18 protein-coding genes and 1 tRNA gene are annotated in these 17616 nt (G+C 55.2%); 10 read left to right on the top strand and 9 right to left on the bottom strand.

The features are described 5' to 3' along the window. Nucleotides 1-4: 4 nt before the first annotated feature. The 5 genes from pheA to FRH_RS15770 all read left to right on the top strand — a co-directional run bounded on the left by pheA (nucleotide 5) and on the right by FRH_RS15770 (nucleotide 6609). Complete coding sequence (gene pheA / locus FRH_RS15790; RefSeq protein ID WP_139527444.1) at nucleotides 5-1096, top strand: prephenate dehydratase; 1092 nt, start codon at nucleotides 5-7, stop codon at nucleotides 1094-1096. 2 nt (nucleotides 1097-1098) lie between these two features. Next, on the top strand, nucleotides 1099-3381 hold the full coding sequence (locus FRH_RS15785) for a bifunctional prephenate dehydrogenase/3-phosphoshikimate 1-carboxyvinyltransferase (protein ID WP_281998171.1): 2283 nt from the start codon (nucleotides 1099-1101) through the stop codon (nucleotides 3379-3381). After that, complete coding sequence (gene cmk / locus FRH_RS15780) at nucleotides 3371-4060, top strand: (d)CMP kinase (RefSeq protein ID WP_139527446.1); 690 nt, start codon at nucleotides 3371-3373, stop codon at nucleotides 4058-4060. The genes FRH_RS15785 and cmk overlap by 11 nt, the downstream gene beginning before the upstream one ends. 184 nt (nucleotides 4061-4244) lie before the next feature. Continuing rightward, nucleotides 4245-5924, top strand: a complete 1680-nt coding sequence (gene rpsA / locus FRH_RS15775; RefSeq protein WP_139527448.1) for a 30S ribosomal protein S1 — start codon at nucleotides 4245-4247, stop codon at nucleotides 5922-5924. Nucleotides 5925-6234: 310 nt separating this feature from the next. Further along, nucleotides 6235-6609 carry a histone-like nucleoid-structuring protein, MvaT/MvaU family gene (locus tag FRH_RS15770; RefSeq protein WP_139527449.1) on the top strand — a complete coding sequence of 125 codons (375 nt, stop codon included), beginning with the start codon at nucleotides 6235-6237 and terminating at the stop codon, nucleotides 6607-6609. Between the two features lie 76 nt (nucleotides 6610-6685). Here the strand turns inward: FRH_RS15770 and FRH_RS15765 are convergent, their stop codons facing one another. Further along, nucleotides 6686-7531, bottom strand: coding sequence for a helix-turn-helix transcriptional regulator (locus FRH_RS15765; protein WP_139527451.1), 846 nt, complete (start codon nucleotides 7529-7531; stop codon nucleotides 6686-6688). 349 nt (nucleotides 7532-7880) lie between these two features. Between FRH_RS15765 and FRH_RS15760 the strand changes: the two genes are divergently transcribed. Continuing rightward, the gene (locus FRH_RS15760; RefSeq protein ID WP_153843355.1) at nucleotides 7881-8243 is read left to right on the top strand and encodes a hypothetical protein; all 363 of its coding nucleotides are present in this window, start codon (nucleotides 7881-7883) and stop codon (nucleotides 8241-8243) included. Here FRH_RS15760 and FRH_RS15755 read toward each other — a convergent pair. Genes FRH_RS15755 through pilB form a run of 6 tightly spaced genes read right to left on the bottom strand, consistent with a single transcriptional unit; the run spans nucleotide 8220 to nucleotide 13855 of the window. Beyond that, complete coding sequence (locus tag FRH_RS15755; protein WP_281998170.1) at nucleotides 8220-9089, bottom strand: DNA replication terminus site-binding protein; 870 nt, start codon at nucleotides 9087-9089, stop codon at nucleotides 8220-8222. The two genes, FRH_RS15760 and FRH_RS15755, sit on opposite strands and share 24 nt — an antisense overlap. A gap of 15 nt (nucleotides 9090-9104) precedes the next feature. After that, nucleotides 9105-9338 carry a DNA gyrase inhibitor YacG gene (gene yacG, locus FRH_RS15750; protein WP_139527455.1) on the bottom strand — a complete coding sequence of 78 codons (234 nt, stop codon included), beginning with the start codon at nucleotides 9336-9338 and terminating at the stop codon, nucleotides 9105-9107. Nucleotides 9339-9352: 14 nt separating this feature from the next. Beyond that, the gene (gene coaE, locus FRH_RS15745; RefSeq protein ID WP_219861042.1) at nucleotides 9353-9949 is read right to left on the bottom strand and encodes a dephospho-CoA kinase; all 597 of its coding nucleotides are present in this window, start codon (nucleotides 9947-9949) and stop codon (nucleotides 9353-9355) included. 32 nt (nucleotides 9950-9981) lie between these two features. Next, nucleotides 9982-10827 carry an A24 family peptidase gene (locus tag FRH_RS15740; RefSeq protein ID WP_219861041.1) on the bottom strand — a complete coding sequence of 282 codons (846 nt, stop codon included), beginning with the start codon at nucleotides 10825-10827 and terminating at the stop codon, nucleotides 9982-9984. Between the two features lie 29 nt (nucleotides 10828-10856). Next, nucleotides 10857-12089, bottom strand: coding sequence for a type II secretion system F family protein (locus tag FRH_RS15735; RefSeq protein ID WP_139527461.1), 1233 nt, complete (start codon nucleotides 12087-12089; stop codon nucleotides 10857-10859). A gap of 8 nt (nucleotides 12090-12097) precedes the next feature. Then, complete coding sequence (gene pilB / locus FRH_RS15730; RefSeq protein WP_139527463.1) at nucleotides 12098-13855, bottom strand: type IV-A pilus assembly ATPase PilB; 1758 nt, start codon at nucleotides 13853-13855, stop codon at nucleotides 12098-12100. A 231-nt stretch (nucleotides 13856-14086) separates the two neighbouring features. On the opposite strand from pilB, the gene FRH_RS15725 reads away from it, so the two are divergent. The 4 genes from FRH_RS15725 (at nucleotide 14087) to FRH_RS15710 (ending at nucleotide 16168) form a co-directional block, all read left to right on the top strand. After that, entirely contained in the window at nucleotides 14087-14536 is a 450-nt protein-coding gene (locus FRH_RS15725; RefSeq protein ID WP_275443247.1) for a pilin, read from the top strand. Between the two features lie 112 nt (nucleotides 14537-14648). Next, entirely contained in the window at nucleotides 14649-15098 is a 450-nt protein-coding gene (locus tag FRH_RS15720; protein ID WP_153843349.1) for an anti-virulence regulator CigR family protein, read from the top strand. Nucleotides 15099-15164: 66 nt separating this feature from the next. Then, nucleotides 15165-15977 (top strand): inositol monophosphatase family protein, encoded by an 813-nt coding sequence (locus tag FRH_RS15715; RefSeq protein ID WP_281997233.1) that lies wholly within the window; start codon nucleotides 15165-15167, stop codon nucleotides 15975-15977. A 114-nt stretch (nucleotides 15978-16091) separates the two neighbouring features. Further along, nucleotides 16092-16168: transfer RNA gene (locus FRH_RS15710), tRNA-Pro, on the top strand. Between the two features lie 378 nt (nucleotides 16169-16546). On the opposite strand, the gene FRH_RS15705 is transcribed toward FRH_RS15710, so the two are convergent. Then, the gene (locus FRH_RS15705) at nucleotides 16547-16747 is read right to left on the bottom strand and encodes a hypothetical protein (RefSeq protein WP_139527470.1); all 201 of its coding nucleotides are present in this window, start codon (nucleotides 16745-16747) and stop codon (nucleotides 16547-16549) included. A gap of 123 nt (nucleotides 16748-16870) precedes the next feature. Continuing rightward, the gene (locus tag FRH_RS15700) at nucleotides 16871-17599 is read right to left on the bottom strand and encodes a sulfite exporter TauE/SafE family protein (RefSeq protein ID WP_281997232.1); all 729 of its coding nucleotides are present in this window, start codon (nucleotides 17597-17599) and stop codon (nucleotides 16871-16873) included. Nucleotides 17600-17616 lie beyond the last annotated feature (17 nt).

The raw sequence follows: 17616 nt of genomic DNA, 5'->3' as shown, positions 1-17616 counted from the left end.
CAACATGTCCGATACGCCGATCCATTTAGACGACTTGCGTCAACGTATCGACCAGTTGGATGGCGATATTCTGCGCTTGATCAGTGAGCGAGCGAACTGTGCTCAGCAGGTCGCTCATGTGAAGCTTGCTCAAGATAAAGATGCCGTCTTCTATCGTCCTGAGCGGGAAGCGCAGGTGCTGCGACGCATCATGGCGCTGAATAAAGGCCCGCTGGACTCCGAAGAGATGGCTCGCTTGTTCCGTGAAATCATGTCGGCCTGCCTCGCGCTGGAGCAGCCGGTCAAAGTGGCTTACCTCGGCCCAGAAGGCACGTTTACCCAGCAAGCCGCGCTGAAGCACTTTGGTGAAAGCGCGGTCAGCTTGCCCATGGCCGCGATCGACGAAGTGTTTCGTGAAGTGGAAGCGGGCGCGGTGAATTATGGCGTCGTCCCGGTGGAGAACTCCACCGAAGGCGTCGTCAATCATACGCTCGACACCTTCATGGATTCGTCCATCAAAATTTGTGGCGAAGTGGTGCTGCGTATTCATCATCATTTGTTGATCAGCGAAACCACGCGTCAAGACAAAGTATCGCGGATCTATTCGCATCCGCAGTCATTTGGCCAGTGCCGCAAATGGTTGGACGCGCATTATCCCCATGCCGAGCGTGTGCCGGTGTCGTCCAACGCAGAAGCAGCGAAGCTAGTGAAAACCGAGTGGCACAGCGCTGCGATTGCTGGGGACATGGCCGCCAAGCTTTACGGTTTGGAGCGCATCGCCGATAAAATCGAAGACCGTCCGGATAACTCCACGCGCTTTTTGATCATCGGCAATCAAGATATTCCCATGTCGGGTGAAGACAAAACCTCCATCGTCGTGGCCATGCGTAACCAGCCGGGTGCGCTGCACGACCTGTTGGAGCCTTTTCATCGTCATAAGATCGATTTAACGCGTATCGAAACGCGCCCGTCACGTACGGGGGTTTGGAACTACGTTTTCTTCATCGATTTCAAAGGCCACCGCGACGAGCCACAAGTGGCGGCGGTACTAGAAGAGGTGCGCCTGCGCGCATCCGAGCTTCGCGTGTTGGGCTCCTACCCTCAGGGCGTGCTGTGACAGTGTCGGCGCGCTCGAGTAAGCACACTCCTTGCCTCGAATCACGTGTGCTGATCGTGGGTCTTGGATTGATAGGAGGGTCATTGGCCGCTGCGCTTCGCGTCGACGGCTATCAGGGCCATATCGTGGCCTGCGATCCCAATCCAGATGAGATCGCGCTCGGCATCGAGCTTGGGGTCGTCGATTCTGGGGGCACTCGGCTTGACGAGCTGCTCGAGGGCGTCTCAATGGTCGTCCTGGCAGTGCCTGTGCTGGCTATGGAGAGCGTCATGGCCCAGTTGGCCGCGGCGCTCCCTCGTGCGGCTCGCGACGTCGTCATTACCGACGTGGGCAGTACCAAGGCAACGATCCGCGAGTGTGCCGAGCGGGTCTTTGGCAGCATGCCGCCGAACATGGTGCTAGGTCATCCTATCGCAGGGTCCGAAAAGAGCGGTGTGGTGGCGGCCAACCCCACGCTGTATGTGAATCATAAGGTGATTTTGACACCGGAGCCCAACGTCGACGAGCAGGCGCTGATGCGAGTAGAAGCGTTATGGCTGGCCTGTGGCGCGGACGTTCTCCACATGAGTGTGGAGCGCCATGACCAAGTATTGGCGCGCACCAGCCATCTGCCCCACCTGTTGGCCTTTTCCCTGGTGGACACCCTAGCGCGTCAGGATGAGCGGCTGGATATTTTTCGTTATGCCGCAGGCGGGTTCCGAGACTTCACGCGCATTGCGGGCAGCGATCCGGTCATGTGGCGGGATATTTTCATTGCCAACCGAGAGGCAGTGCTATCGTCGCTGGATGATTTCGAGGCCGGTCTAAAGCGTCTGCGTCAAGCCGTGGAGGAGGGGAATAGCGATGCACTCATCGCCACCTTCGATCGGGCCAGTCATGCGCGTCACTATTTCGATACGTTATTGAACAAAACCAGTTATCAGGCGGAATATCATATGCAACCACACGGTAAAGTGACTTATCGGGTGCAGCCAGGCGGCAAGGCGCAGGGGCGCCTGCGCGTGCCGGGCGATAAATCCATGTCCCACCGCTCGATCATGCTAGGCGCTCTGGCCGAAGGCGTGACGGAAGTCAAAGGCTTCCTGGAGGGCGAAGATAGTCTGGCCACCTTACAGGCCTTTCGTGAAATGGGGGTGGCCATCGAAGGTCCGCACCAGGGACGCGTGACCATTCACGGTGTTGGTATGCACGGTCTCAAGGCGCCGGCAGGCCCGCTGTATGTGGGTAACTCTGGCACCGCCATGCGCCTGTTTGCCGGGCTGCTGGCGGGTCAGGCGTTCGATAGCGAATTGACTGGCGATGAGTCGCTCACCAAGCGTCCAATGGGCCGAGTGGCCGACCCGCTGCGCCTGATGGGCGCAATGATCGACACCGCCGAAGGCGGTCGCCCGCCGCTGAAAATCCACGGTGGCAAAGCGCTGAAAGGCATTCACTACGATATGCCCATGGCCAGCGCCCAAGTGAAGTCTTGTCTGCTGCTCGCGGGGCTTTATGCCGAGGGCGAAACCCGTGTGCGTGAGCCGGCGCCGACCCGTGACCATACCGAACGCATGCTCAATGGGTTTGGTTATGAAGTGTCCCGTGAAGGCGATACCTGCTGGCTGCAAGGCGGCGGTCGACTCACTGCAGGGCCCATCGACGTTCCCTCCGATATCTCTTCGGCGACGTTCTTTCTCGTCGCGGCTGCGATTACGCCAGGTTCCGATATCGTTTTGGAGCACGTGGGCATCAATCCGACGCGGATTGGCGTTATTAATATTTTGCAGCTCATGGGCGCTGATTTAACGCTTCAAAACGAGCGCGAAGTGGGAGGCGAGCCGGTTGCCGATATTCGTATTCGTTACGCGCCTTTGAAAGGCATCGATATTCCCGTCGATCAAGTGCCGCTGGCCATCGATGAGTTCCCCGCGCTGTTCATTGCGGCGTCCAATGCGTACGGGACGACGCGCCTGCGCGGCGCAGAAGAGCTTCGCGTGAAGGAGTCCGACCGTATTCAGGCAATGGCCGATGGCCTTGCGGTGCTTGGCGTTGAACATACGGTGGTAGAGGATGGTATCGACATTGTCGGTAACGGCAATGACAGTGGCCCGAGCTATGGCGGTGGTCGTATCGATAGTCTGGGCGATCACCGTATTGCCATGGCGTTTGCCATTGCGTCGCTACGTGCGGGTGCCGAGATCATCATCGATGACTGTGCCAACGTGGCGACCTCGTTCCCCGATTTCGTCGCGCTCGCTCAACGGATTGGGATGAGCATCGAGGTGGAGGGTGCCAATGACCACTAAGGTACCTGTGCTGACGATCGATGGCCCCGGCGGTGCCGGTAAAGGCACGATTAGCAGCCTCGTGGCCGAGCGGTTGGGTTGGCATCTGCTGGATAGTGGGGCGCTTTATCGTTTGACGGCGCAAGCCGCCGTCAAACATGGCGTCTCGTTGGAGAATGAGGCGGCACTGGCGAGTATCGCGGCATCGTTGGATGTCGAGTTTCCGGTAGAGGATGGCTTGCCTTGCACGCTCTTAGAGGGTGAGGACGTTGGTCGCGCCATCCGTACAGAGCAAGCCGGTGAACGCGCCTCCAAGGTGGCCGCTTTGCCGCAAGTGCGTTCGGCACTGCTCCAGCGCCAGCGCGATTTTTGTCAAGCGCCTGGGCTCGTGGCAGATGGGCGCGATATGGGAACGGTCGTCTTCCCCGATGCCCCCTTGAAGATTTTTTTGACGGCCAGTGCCGAAGAACGGGCACGCAGACGGTATCTACAGTTGCAGGAAGCAGGGGTGGATGCTAGTCTGTCGAGTCTTTTAAAGGAGATTCAGGCACGCGATGCACGCGACACGCAGCGCAGTGTGGCTCCTCTCAAGCCGGCAGACGATGCCATCACGCTTGATACCACGCGCCTGAGCATACCGGAAGTGGTTGATCGGCTGACCGAACTGCTTGCCCAACGCGGCATGGCTGACGGCATTTGATTCTCCCTTGCGGCGTTTTTGGAAAGGTGTCACGACGTGGCAGGGCGACAGCCTCATCTCAGTGAGCCCGGTCAGGTCTAACCAGCGCTAACGCCTCCAAAAGCTGAGTGACATTAGGCCCGTACTCGCTGGTGGTACGGAGAAGGCAGTTATGCCTCAACAACGTTGATCACGTAGGAAAACCATGAGCGAAAGCTTTGCTGAACTGTTTGAACAGTCTCTTAACGACATCAACATGGAGCCAGGCGCCATCGTCGCGGCTCAGGTTGTCGACATTGACGGTGACTGGGTTACCGTTAACGCGGGTCTGAAGTCCGAAGGACAAATTCCTGCGGCACAATTCCGCGATGAAAACGGTGAACTGACCATCGCCATCGGTGACGACGTTCACGTTGCATTGGAAGCCGTCGAAGATGGTTTCGGTGAAACACGTCTGTCCCGTGAAAAAGCCAAGCGTGCAGAAGCTTGGAAGATTCTGGAAGCAGCCTTCGAGAAAGACGAAATCGTCAAGGGCGTGATCAACGGTAAAGTCAAAGGCGGCTTCACTGTCGACGTCGACTCTATCCGTGCCTTCTTGCCGGGCTCTCTGGTTGACGTTCGTCCGGTTCGTGACACTGCGCACCTGGAAAATAAAGAGCTGGATTTCAAAGTCATCAAGCTCGATCCGAAGCGCAACAACGTCGTCGTATCGCGTCGTGCCGTGCTGGAAGCAGAAAACAGCGCCGAGCGTGAAGCGCTGCTGGCCACTCTGCAAGAGGGTCAGCAAATCAAAGGTATCGTCAAGAATCTGACCGATTACGGTGCCTTCGTTGATCTGGGCGGCGTCGATGGCCTGCTGCACATCACCGACATGGCGTGGAAGCGCATCAAGCATCCGTCTGAAATCGTTGCCGTTGGCGACGAAATCAACGTCAAAGTGCTGAAGTTCGACCGTGAGCGCAACCGCGTATCACTGGGTCTGAAACAGCTGGGCGAAGATCCGTGGGTCAACATCAAAGACCGTTACCCGGAAGGCACCAAAGTGCACGCGGTCGTCACTAATCTGACGGACTACGGCTGCTTTGCTGAGCTGGAAGAGGGTGTCGAAGGTCTGGTTCACGTGTCCGAAATGGACTGGACCAACAAGAACATTCATCCGTCTAAAGTCGTTCAAGTGGGCGATGACGTTGACGTGATGGTTCTTGATATCGACGAAGAGCGTCGTCGTATTTCTCTGGGTATCAAGCAGTGCACTGCTAACCCGTGGGAAACCTTCAACGCCGAGTACAACAAGGGTGACCGTGTTTCCGGTACCATCAAGTCCATCACTGACTTCGGTATCTTTATCGGTCTTGAAGGCGGTATCGACGGTCTAGTTCACCTGTCCGACATCTCCTGGACTGAAACAGGCGAAGAAGCCGTTCGTAACTTCAAGAAGGGTGATGAAGCAGAAGCGGTTATTCTGTCTATCGACCCGGAGCGCGAGCGCATCTCCCTGGGTATCAAGCAAATGGATTCCGATCCGGTTGCCGAGTACCTGTCTGTCAACGACAAGGGCAGCATCGTGACTGGCCGCGTTGTGGAAGTTGACGCCAAAGAAGCGCACGTTGAGCTGGCGACAGACGTTATCGCTATCCTCAAAGCCTCTGAAATCAGCGCTGACCGTGTTGAAGATGCACGCAACGTTCTGAATGAAGGCGACAGCGTCGAAGCGCGCATCGTGAGTGTCGATCGTAAGAGCCGTCAGATCAATCTGTCGGTGAAAGCGAAAGAGCAAGACGATACTCGTCAGAACTTGAAAAAACTGCGTGAGCAAGAGCCGGAAGCTGCCGGCGGCCCGACGACCATCGGTGATCTGATCAAGCAGCAGATGGGTCAAGACTAATTCATTAGTCTATTGCCTATGAAAGCGCCGCCCCTAAGGGCGGCGTTTTTTTTAGCAAACATTTATTTTGTCTCGTTCTGAGTGTTTGTTCGTTATTAATCGCGGTGTTTTTTTGAAAAAGTGGCTTTAAGCGTTACCTCGTTGTCGAAGTTGTCGCTTAAAAAAATGTTTAGTAAGTAGGTCAAAATCAACTAGACTGTTGTCAATTAGCATAATTAAGGCAATAATGTCATCGCATCCTGAACTCGTCGGTATTGAGTTGTCCAGCTGAATACCATTGCCGTTGAATCTAAGCAGAAAGGGACCCCTCATGTCTTTGTTAAACGACTACATCCAGAAAGAACAACAGCTCAAGCAGCTACAAGAAGAGTTGCAGCGCTTAGAAGGTGATCAGCGTCTTAAGAGCGAGCTAGAATTTAAAGCTAAACTTGAAGCATTGATGAACGAGTTTGGTAAACGTCCTGCCGACGTCATTGCGCTGCTCGACCCTTCAGCGGACCAGCGTGTCAATGCTAAAGCACCTGCCTCTGCCTCACGCCGCAAGCGTCGTTTGAAGATTTACAAGAACCCGCACACGGGCGAAGTCATCGAAACACGTGGCGGCAACCATAAAGGCCTGCGTAGCTGGAAAGACGAACACGGTGACGATACCGTCGAGTCTTGGCTCGTTCGTATGGAAGATTAAGGTCGCCGTACCGGCACTTCTGCAAAGAAGTGCCGGATTTGCTTAAAGGGTAATGAAAGAACGACGTGCCAAAACGCTATAAGCCCTGGCAGTACTCTAAGGGAACGCGTAGCTCTAAATGACTTGGGTGCCATAGCACTCTTGGTGGCTCGCCGCTGATTTGAAACGCCTCTTCTTGTTGAGTGACGCGACAGAGGGTGGAAGCCAATACATCAGAAAGCTGTTCGAATTGCTCAAAGCGACTGCTGGCATAGTGTTGAGCAGGCGAGTCTACCCTTCGATAAGCCAATGGAAGTGCCAAATTTTCCATGGTTGCTGTGGGTTCTAAATAGAGGCCAACATCGGTTCTTGCTTTGCTATGGTGCTGTGACGTATCTAATGCAGACACGGTGTCGGCCAGTAGGTCTGGCAAAGCAACGGTCGGCGTGGCACGTCCCAGCTGTGCCTCAAAGCAGCTTAGGTGACTAGCGTGGTGTTTTTTGTTTCCCAGCCCTAAGATGGTGTCGGGCGCTTCATAGACACGCATAAAAACGGCCTGGCGCGGGCGGCTCTTCTCTATAGAAGTGATAAACTGATGTCGATGGGCAGTCAAATGTCGCATACCGCTGAGTGCCTGGCGATAATGCCGTGGCGTTAGCTGGTAGCGTCTTTGAAAGGCTCTCGAAAAAGAAGAGTGATTGACGTACCCGCAACGTAAGGCGATGCGAGCTATATGATGCGACGTCAGCGATAATAAAACGGCGGCGCGCTCCAAACGACGTTGCTCTCGGTAAGCACTTGGGGATAGATGAAAGCATTGTCGAAATTGTCGGCGTACCTGCGATGCGGAATAGCCCAGGTGATTGGCTAAGTCTTCGATACTCAATGATTGATCGAGCGTGTCCTGTAGCCAGATTTCAGCTCGTGACATGGCAATGAACATTATCTGGCCTCCTATGCGTCAGTCATACAGGTCAGTATTTGCCTGTAGAGCACCGTCCCGGTGCGTATGGTGCAAGTGCTGGTAGCTCTTCAGCCCAATTCTCTGTGCAGAATGTTGAGGAGAGAGCTAATATTCATGGCGTCGATAGCGCAAAATGTCACCATTGATACGCTATCGGTAAACCACTGTTACCGATTAGTGTTGCTAGAACGGTATTGTCTTTATGCTGCTAAGCTCAAGCAAAGGCAAGTTTGCTCTGCATGTTTACGCGTTTGTGCACAGTTTTTCGTGAGATTGACCTATTAGGCAGACGTATCGACCATTTCTGTAAGGTGTAAATGAAACATCAATGAAATATCAAAAGGTTCAAAAGCAACTGGATGAGCGTGAAAAGCTACGTAAATTTCGTGAGCTGGATGACGCCTTTGCGCAAGCACTGCGTCAGTTGGACGATCCTGATAGTGATGTTGATATCCCCACTGGGCCGCCTGTGCGCTCGTTAGAGGCACTTGAAGCGGATGATCAGGCAGCGCACGAAAGAACGCAGCAAGCGCGCTTTGCAGAGCGCCTGACAGCGCTCATGATCGAATACGGTCAGTCAGACCGTGAAGTGAAAGAGCTCATCGAGACGCTACTTGCTTACGGTTTATGGGAAATAGATCAGTTACCGGTGGTAAAAAGTGATCCACTAGCGGTAGCGGTAAACGCGTAAGCTAGGCAAAAACACATCACTTTCTAACTTTTCATCCCGCCGTTTGGCTCGTGTTCGGTGTGCAGGTGGTTCTGAAGGAGGCGCCTTTATGTGTGGCAGGCGTCCTTCGTGGGCAGGCACGATCAGCGGCATGGCAATATTTAGCGCCCGCCGCGTGTGTCCGTCTTCGAGAGGCTCTGTATAAAAGAGGTTAGCCCGCATCAAAGGCGCCTGATTCTGTACCTGAGCCAATGGCTCACTACTGGGAATGCCAGCGAGCTTACGTAGCTGTATGCGAACGTGCGGGGCATCGCTATCGAGCTGCAATAGCTTCTGCTCTGCTTGCTGGACAGTAATGCGTTTGATGGAGCGTCCGCTGCTGTACCACGCTAACCGAACTCGCGCGACAGGCGCATCGGCAATGGGAAGTTGACGCCAGCACTGTTTTAAATGTAAGCGCGCCATCCCCCCTTGGCGTAGCACACTATCGACCCCTGGGTGACGTTGAGGAAGGCGTCGTTTTACTTCACTGAGCCCACTTGGCTGACTTTGCTTGATCCGTTGCAGTAGGGCCCTAATGGTGCTCTTGACCGTATTAACCGCGTTGAAGGCGTCCATCAGTGGCTCATCTGCGGCAATGAGGGCAATGTAATTACGTGTTTCTCGCCCGTCTTGATCTTGCTGATGCCACATGTCGAGCAGTGCGTTCCTCAACCAATGGGGATCACTGGTGCCTTCCAAATGCCATGTCGGAGATGTGCGGGTTTCATAGAGCGTTGCAGCACGATGAATGGCCGCCGTTAGCTGGTCGAAGTGAGCATCCAGTTCATGCAGCAACCGGTAGTGCGCAGGCGTGGCGTTAGGCATGGGCAAGGGGGCGACTCAAGTGAGTGGTGCGTCTTTATCGGCTTGCGCCAAAAGCGTTTCGATATCGGCCTCATCCATGGCGGACTCTCCAGATATACGGTGCGACTCTTCAGCCCAAGCCCCAAGATCGAGAAGTTGGCACCGTTTACTGCAAAAAGGACGATAAAGACTATTGGGTTCCCAAACTACCCGTTTGCTGCACTGCGGGCAATCGACCTCTAGAGGGGCGTCATTGGCGGGAATCGTCACAGGGTAAATCTCCTTTAAGTTATAGGGTCTCGATACTGCCGGTCCAGTGCGAGCACTTGGCGGCGGGTGTCGTCACGCCCCCGGCTATTATCGATAATATCGTCGGCACGAGCGCATCGCTCGTCGCGGGGTAGTTGGGCGGCGAGAATAGCACGCACCTGCTGTTCGCTCACATGATCCCGGGCCAACGTGCGCGCAATCTGCTCGGCTTCGGAGACATCTACGACGAGCGTGCGATCTACTAGCGCGTCCTGCCCGGATTCGAAGAGCAGTGGAGAGACAAGCAACACATAAGGCGAATGAGCCCCTAGCCGCGTTAGGTGCTCAACCAACCGTTCACGGATGCGTGGATGGGTGATGGATTCCAACCAAACACGCTGGTTGGCGTCTTCAAAAACGATGTCGCGCAGTGCGGCTCGGTGCAGGGTGCCGTCTTCGTGCATTACCTCGGGGCCAAAGCGTTCGATGATGGCATCGAGCGCTGGCTCGCCAGGCGCCACGATGTCACGCGCTACGTCATCGGCATCCACCCAGCCTATCCCTAACTCTCCGAACAGGCGGGCAACGGTCGATTTGCCTGAGCCAATACCGCCAGTAACGCCAATAATCATGTCATCCCTTGAGTGAAAAGTGACTATGTCGGTCAGTAGAGCAAAGCCAAATAGAGCGCCATGAGATCATCCCCCACGAGCAAGCCCACCCAACCCGCCAATGCCAAAAAAGGCCCAAAAGGCATGGCTTGGCCACGTAGCCTAGGCATCAGCATTTGGACCACTAGGCCAATGAGCGCCCCGAGTCCTGCCGATACGATAAGCAATAGGGGAAGCATACTCCACCCTAACCACGCGCCCAATGCGGCTAGGAGTTTGAAGTCCCCGTAACCCATGCCCTCTTTGCCCGTCACGAGCTTGAAGAGCCAATAAAAGCTCCACAACACGAGATAGCCAGCCATCGCTCCCAGTACAGCATTCGATAGCATGACGGGCTGGTACAGAAGTTGGTAGGCCAATCCTGCCCACAGTAGCGGCAGTGTCAACATGTCTGGCAGCAGATAAGTACGCAAATCGATGACTGCCAATGCCAGCAGTGTCATGCAAGCAGCGTAGATCCACAGGCTCGATAGTTGCCAGCCATGCAGTGCCAGAACGGTAACTGCCAGCACGCTTCCGATGAGTTCAACGATGGGGTACTGAGGGCTAATACGCGTTTGACAGTGCGCACAGCGCCCGCGGCGTTTTAGCCAACCGATCAGTGGCAGATTGTCGTGCCATGCAATCGCGTGCTCGCAACGAGGACACATCGAGGGTGGGTAAGCGAGATTGAAACGCGGGGTAGACTCTGTTGGTTGTTCTAGCGAAGCGAGCGCCTCGTTTCGCCACTGTCGCATCAGCATGACCGGCAGTCGGGTGATCACCACATTCAGAAAGCTACCCAAACATAGGCCCATCATTCCTGCAAAAAACGTCAATAGTAGTGGCGGTAAACCCATGGTGCTCCTAACAGATTGAGTGGCGCGCTTTATAGCGCCGTGCCGATTTCGAAAATGGGCAGATACATCGACACTACGACACCGCCAACCAGGGCGCCAAGCACGACAATGATGATGGGCTCCATGAGTGACGTCAGCGCGTCGACTTTATTATCGACTTCCTCTTCGTAATAATCTGCTACGCGGTTGAGCATTGCATCGAGCGAACCGGCCTCTTCACCGATGCTCACCATTTGAACGGCGAGGGCGGGGAAACGGTTCGTCATCCGCATGGCAAAATGTAGCTGCTGGCCCGTCGTCACATCCTGGCGCACTTCATTGATGGCTTTGATATAAACACGATTATCGGCCGCTCCGGCGGCGGTTTCTAGCCCCTCGATCAGCGGTACCCCAGAAGCAAAGGTCGTGGCAAGCGTGCGCGTGAACCGCGACACTGCAGATTTATGCATGATATCGCCAATCACCGGGAGCTTCAGTAGCAGGGCATCGAGCCGATACGCCACCTTGGGAGAGCGGCGAGAGGCCGTTTTCAACAGCATGACGCTGCCGACGAGGAAACCCAAAGCGTGCAGCCAGTACTGCTGGGCCAGATCAGAGAGATTGACGGTGAATTGTGTCAATGCGGGTAGCTCGGCGCCAAAACCTTGAAACATGCTTTCGAACTCAGGTACCACTTTGATCAGCAGCAGCATGGTTACCCCCACGCCGATGGCCATGACCGATGTGGGATACCAAAGGGCTTTTTTAACCCGGTTTTTGAGCGACTCGACTTTCTCTTTGTAGCTGGCGATGCGTTCGAGCATCTGATCGAGCGCGCCAGCCTGTTCACCAGCATCCACCAAATTGACGAACAGACGGTCGAACTGCTTGGGGTGTTTGGCCATGGCGCTGGAGAGACTGTCCCCCGAGGAAACGTCTTCCATGATGTGTTGTGTCAACGCGACCATTGCAGGCTTCTTCAAGCTTTCCGACACGGCCTGAAGTGCCTGCAAGATAGGAATACCAGCCCGCACCATGGTCGCCATTTGGCGAGCGAAGACCATGATATCGACATTGGTGACTTTGCCTCGTCCACTGAAGCTGCTGCGTTTTTGAATTTTGCTGGCCACGATGCGCTGTTTCGCCAGCTGCTCGACGATCTCGGCTTTGGTGCGACCAATCAGCTCGCCTCGCATGGGGCGATCCTGCGGACCTTTGCCCGCCCACTTCCAGCGATGAAGCGGCGCGGGTTTATTGGCGCGGCGTGCCTTGGCTTTAGCCATGGGCGGCGTTACTCCTTGCTGATACGATTGACTTCTTCCAGGCTGGTGCTGCCATCCAGAACTCGGCTCAAGCAGCTCTGATACAGGCTAGGGTAGCCTTCGCGGCGTGCCTGCTGGTCGATCTCGATGGCGTTGCCATCGCGCATGATCAGTTGGCGCATGTCATCGGTAATCGGCACCACCTCGTAAACGCCTAAACGCCCTTTGTACCCCTGGGTGCACTGCTTGCAGCCCACCGCTTTATAGATCGTCGCGTTGCGGATATCTTGCTGAGTGAAGCCTGCTTTACGAAGCGCCTCCGCCGGAATGTCGGCTGGTGTTTTACACTGATTACACAGTTTGCGTGCTAGTCGCTGTGCAATGATCAGGCTGACCGAGCTGGCGATGTTATAGGTTGCCACCCCCATGTTCGCGAGACGGGTCAGCGTTTCCGCCGCCGAGTTGGTATGCACGGTAGAGAGCACCAAGTGGCCGGTTTGGGCCGCTTTGACCGCAATTTCTGCGGTTTCCAAATCGCGAATTTCCCCCACCATGACCACATCTGGGTCTTGGCGCAGAAATGCGCGCAGCGCACTGGCAAAATTGAGCCCTATTTTAGGCAGCACGTTGACCTGGTTGATGCCCGATACTTTGATTTCGACCGGATCTTCAGCGGTGCAGATATTGCGTTGAACTTGGTTCAAGATATTGATGCCGGTGTAGAGCGTCACCGTTTTACCGCTACCCGTGGGTCCCGTCACCAAAATCATTCCTTGGGGCTTTTTCAACGCATACTCATAGGCGGCCTGCTGTTCAGGACTAAAGCCGAGCTGGTCGATCCCGAGTTGAGCGGACGTAGGATCCAAAATCCGCAGTACGACTTTTTCTCCCCATACCGTGGGTAGCGAGTTCACCCGAAAGTCGATAGAGCGGGTCCGCGACAGTTGCAGCTTCAAGGCGCCATCTTGTGGCAAGCGGCGCTCTGAAATATCCAGTCGAGACATGATCTTCAAGCGGGCCGCAATGCGGTGGCGCAGCGCAAAAGGTGGTCGTGCGATTTCGACCAACATGCCATCGATACGGAAACGCACCCGGTACTGCGTTTCGTAGGGCTCAAAATGAATGTCCGACGCGCCTCGGCTGATCGCATCGAGCAGGATTTTATTGACGAATTTAACGACCGGCGCGTCATCGCTATTTTGAGCGGCTTTGTCGAGTTCGACCTCGTCTCCATCAGCGTGCTGAACGATATTGAGCGCGCTGACGGCATCATCGATATTTTCGAGCTCATCGAGCATGCTGCGCTCGTTCTGCGCTAGGTACTGCACTAGCGTGTTGCGCAGTTGATCGGCAGGCGCCAGAACGCCATCCACACTCAGCCCTGTGGCGAACTGCAGTTCATCGAGCTGTGTCAATGTGGCCGGGTAGGGCACGGCGACGGTCAGACGGTGACCATGGCGAGCCAGAGGCAAAATATCCAGCCGCTCGAGTATTTTGACGGGGTAGTCGCTGGCAGGTGGTAGTGCGCTGACACGTATGGCTTCGAGATCCACCACCGGCAAGCCATATTCCCACGCAGCCGCCACCGCTGCGGCATCCGCATCGACCAGGCCACTATCGATGACATGTTGCAGTAGCGATATCTCGAGTTCAGCCGCCGTGGTCTCTGCAACGGTCGCTTGCGCATCCGTTAAAAGACCATGCTTGACCAGGCGCTTAGCAATGCCTCGCAACCCTCCATTGAGGGCCGCATGGCTAAGCGTCGACTCTGGGACGGTTTGGCTCATGGCGTACTCGGAAGCTAAAGAATCGTGCTGAGAGTTGTACCATATTTGCCTGACGTGAGGTACTGACGAGGTGCTTGCAACGTACCCAAATAGGCTGAAAAAACGTCGATGAGCGGTTGAGAAACCTGGTTGCCAACCCTAAGGCGGTAGGCTAGTGTAAGCCGTATGTTAGGCCTAGGTTCACTTACCTTTGGTCTGCTGATGACTCTACCACTGCAAGGGAACCCCGCAATGCAAACAATCCAATCCAACCAGCCCCGTCGCTTCAAGCAGCAGGGCTTCACCCTCATCGAGCTGCTGATCGTTGTGGCGATTATTGGTGTGCTTGCTGCTGTAGGGGTGCCTCAGTATCAGAATTATGTTGAGCGTGCTGAGCTCACAGCTGAGTATGGGGAATTGAACTCGTATAGGGCTTTAGTAGAGGCTGAAGCAGTGTCCAATAATACTTCTCAAGATGATGTAGCAAGCGCCCTTGGAATCCCAACTGCTTTACCTGAAGACGGCAGCGAAAATGTAGCTTTAACCTCCTTTGGTGGAGAGGACAGCCAAGCAGTATTAAGTTCGGAAAACTTTACTTACACACTGTCGGATAACGCATGGAATTGTGATCCAGTAGCGGGTTCAACGGCCGCAGGGTTGGCTACTTCAAACCCATCGCAGCTACCGCAGGCCTGCCGCTAAGTCATTCTATAAGCCGCTTACCTCAAGCGGCTTTAATCTTTCCACACTCTCTGCGCAATTGCCTTTTACACTCAAAGCTCCTAGCTAGAATTACTGTCTTCAGGAGCTTGCGATGAAACCCATCACTTTAGGCATTGTGATCACCGCGCTACTTTGGCAAACCTCTGCGATGGCTCAGCCTGCCCATGCGCCAGCCCACGGTGCGCGCCAACACCACGATCAGCGATCCCATGAGCACTCGTCGCGCCACGAAGAGTCTCGCCGACATCATCAGCGGGATTATCGCTCGGTCGATTTGCCACGTATCAACGAGCGTGAGCTGCTTCGCTTATTGAGTCAGTACGATGCGCCCCGTGCCGAGCCGTTGCCGCCGGGCATTCAGCGCCAATTAGAGCGCGGTAAGCCGCTGCCGCCTGGTATCGCCAAGCGCTTTGATGGCCCGCTTGCCAACCAGTTACCTCGATACCCTGGCTATGAGTGGGAGCGTGTTGGCGCGGATGTGGTGTTGATCGAAGCAGCCACGCGTGTCGTGGTCGACGTGCTGGTCGACGCACTGCGCTAGCCGCCGAAAAGAGCAGCGTTTATGCTAGTTTATGTGTGATGTACCTCATAAACAGCAGGAGCACTTATGGCGAACGTTTCCTTGGAAGAGCGCTTGGCGCTGGCCATATCGATTGCGGAAGAAGCAGGGCAGATGATTCGTCATGCTCGTGACCAGCAATCATTTAGCCAGCGGTTAAAAGCGGGGATAGAGCTCGTGACCGATGTCGACGTTGCCGTCGATAAGCTCATCAGTGAGCGATTAGACGCGCACTTTCCCGGGGAAGCACGCCTTAGCGAAGAGTTGCGTCCTGAGGAGGCCTTACACAACCCCGCCGAGCAGTTATGGGTAGTGGACCCCATCGATGGTACGGTGAATTTTGCCCAAGGGCTTCGTCACGTTGCCGTCTCGATTGGATGGATCGAGCAGGGTGTCGGCAAAGTGGGGGTGGTACACGCGCCGTTTTTGAACGAGACGTTCAGTGCCGCTCAGGGGCTGGGGGCATTTTGCAATCAGCGGCCTATAGCACCAAGTCATGCAGTGTCCCTCGACAATACGTTGGTAGCCACTGGTTTCCCCTACGATAAAGCTGCCCGTAAGGCCCTGTTGCCTCGTTTGGAGGCGGCGCTGACCCATTGCCAAGACGTACGACGTAATGGCTCTGCGGCGCTGGATATTTGTGACGTGGCCTGCGGACGTTTAGACGCCTACTACGAAACCGTCTCCCCCTGGGATTTTGTCGCTGGCTGGGTCATTGCCCGTGAGGCAGGCGCACGCGTGGGGCATCTGGTAAACGTACCCAAGGAGGTGCCGGCCGACCTTTACCCTGAACAGCTCTTGATCACCACGCCGAAGGTGTATGATGCAATGGCCAAGCTGTTAAAAGAGTCGGATCGTTAGTGGCCTCTTGGACGCATCGGCAACCATTTGAAAAGAAAGCGCAAAAAGGGCTTTTCATTTGGCTAATAAAGCGCTAGTATACGCACCGTCTTGAGGCAAATGCCAAACAGACATCGGAGTGTGGCGCAGCTTGGTAGCGCGTTGCAATGGGGTTGCAAAGGTCGCAGGTTCGAATCCTGTCACTCCGACCAATACTGAAAAGCCGCTTCGTTTATCGAAGCGGCTTTTTTGTGTTTCACTCAACATAAAAACGGGCCCCGTTTCAGGGCCCGCCGGGTAATAAAAGGATTAGCGGTGACTGTCGCTAGGGGAGTTGGGCTGCCGAGGCGTGCTTCTTCCTGACATCGGTGTGGAAGCGCCCGATGGACGCTTCCGCTGCCCGCGTAAGTCATTCCAGGCTGCTTTGGCTTTCTGGCGATTGGCTGGCTTGCGAAGCCAGTTGACGAGGGCCATCACTATCCATTTCCTCATAGAAACCTCCGGGTTTCCTGTGCGCCAATTATCGGTCTCCGGTTCTCATCTCTGCGTCACAATTGTGTATGTGTGAAACGTCATCAGCAGCGAGATGATTATCCCTGCGCTTTGTGATCGGCGAGCGCTGCCGCCACGGCCTCTTCCCATTGACCGGCGGTAATACCCCAGTGCTCCATTTCTGCTTGATCGGGAGCGCCTTCTGCGGCGCTGTTGAGCTCCTCGGGGGAGTTACGCTCGAAACAGTGCTTGGCGAAGGCTTTAGTTTTACCGTCTTGCAGTTGGTCGATCATTTCCATATCGAATTTCTCTCCTTGAGACGCGGTGATATGACTCCATGGCCGACGGCGATGTGTGGTCGTCGAACTCAGGCTTAGTGTAGCGGCAATTGGGCTACTCTGCAGAGAGAAGGAGGCTGTCGATCATGCCCAATACGTATCGATGATGATTTTCAATGCAATACTGGCCAGCAGGCACATGATCAGGTTATCGAACCAGCGATGTGGCAAGCGCTTACCTAACCGAGCACCCAAAGGCATGCCAGTGAGAATCACTATCAGCGCACCCAGGCTGTAGAGAGTGCGTTCAGCCGTCAGAATGCCTGCGCTTAGAAGGGCAGGAATTTGCACCAGAGTGATGGCGACGAAGAATACCGAAATGGACCCGATGAAGACGCGTCGCTCCAGTCGCATGGCGTTTAGGAAAGTGACCGATGCCGGTGCGGACATTCCTGCGGCGCCTTGAAGCAATCCCGCCAACAGGCCAACGGGAAGAGCGATGCGTTCGGCCACGGATAAAGGTAGCGTGGCCGAACGTTTGGAAAGTTTGATGGCAAGATACATGGCAATGGCGCCCGCGACTCCCAGCGAGAGATAGTCTGGCGAGATGACGACGAGCCCCCAGGTGCCGAGGACGATGCCTACGCCGCCAGCGATGGCGAACGTCAACAAAAAGCGCCAGGGCAAAAGGGAGTGGCGGTATTGCCATACCTGAAGGGCATTGCTAAATAAATTAGGCGCAACCAACACCGCAATGGCCAATTTGACATCGTAGAGCATGGTCAGCACTGGGACGACGACAACGGGTACGCCAGAGCCGATCGCACCTTTGATGATGCCAGCAATGACAAGAGTAAGCAGGGCTATGATCACGGTCAGAACCTGTCGGC

The organism is Halomonas sp. A020 (assembly GCF_027943625.1).
GTDB lineage: Bacteria > Pseudomonadota > Gammaproteobacteria > Pseudomonadales > Halomonadaceae > Vreelandella > Vreelandella piezotolerans.
The sequence above is the reverse complement of the archived record's forward strand: the minus strand, read 5'-3'. Positions and strand labels throughout refer to the sequence as shown.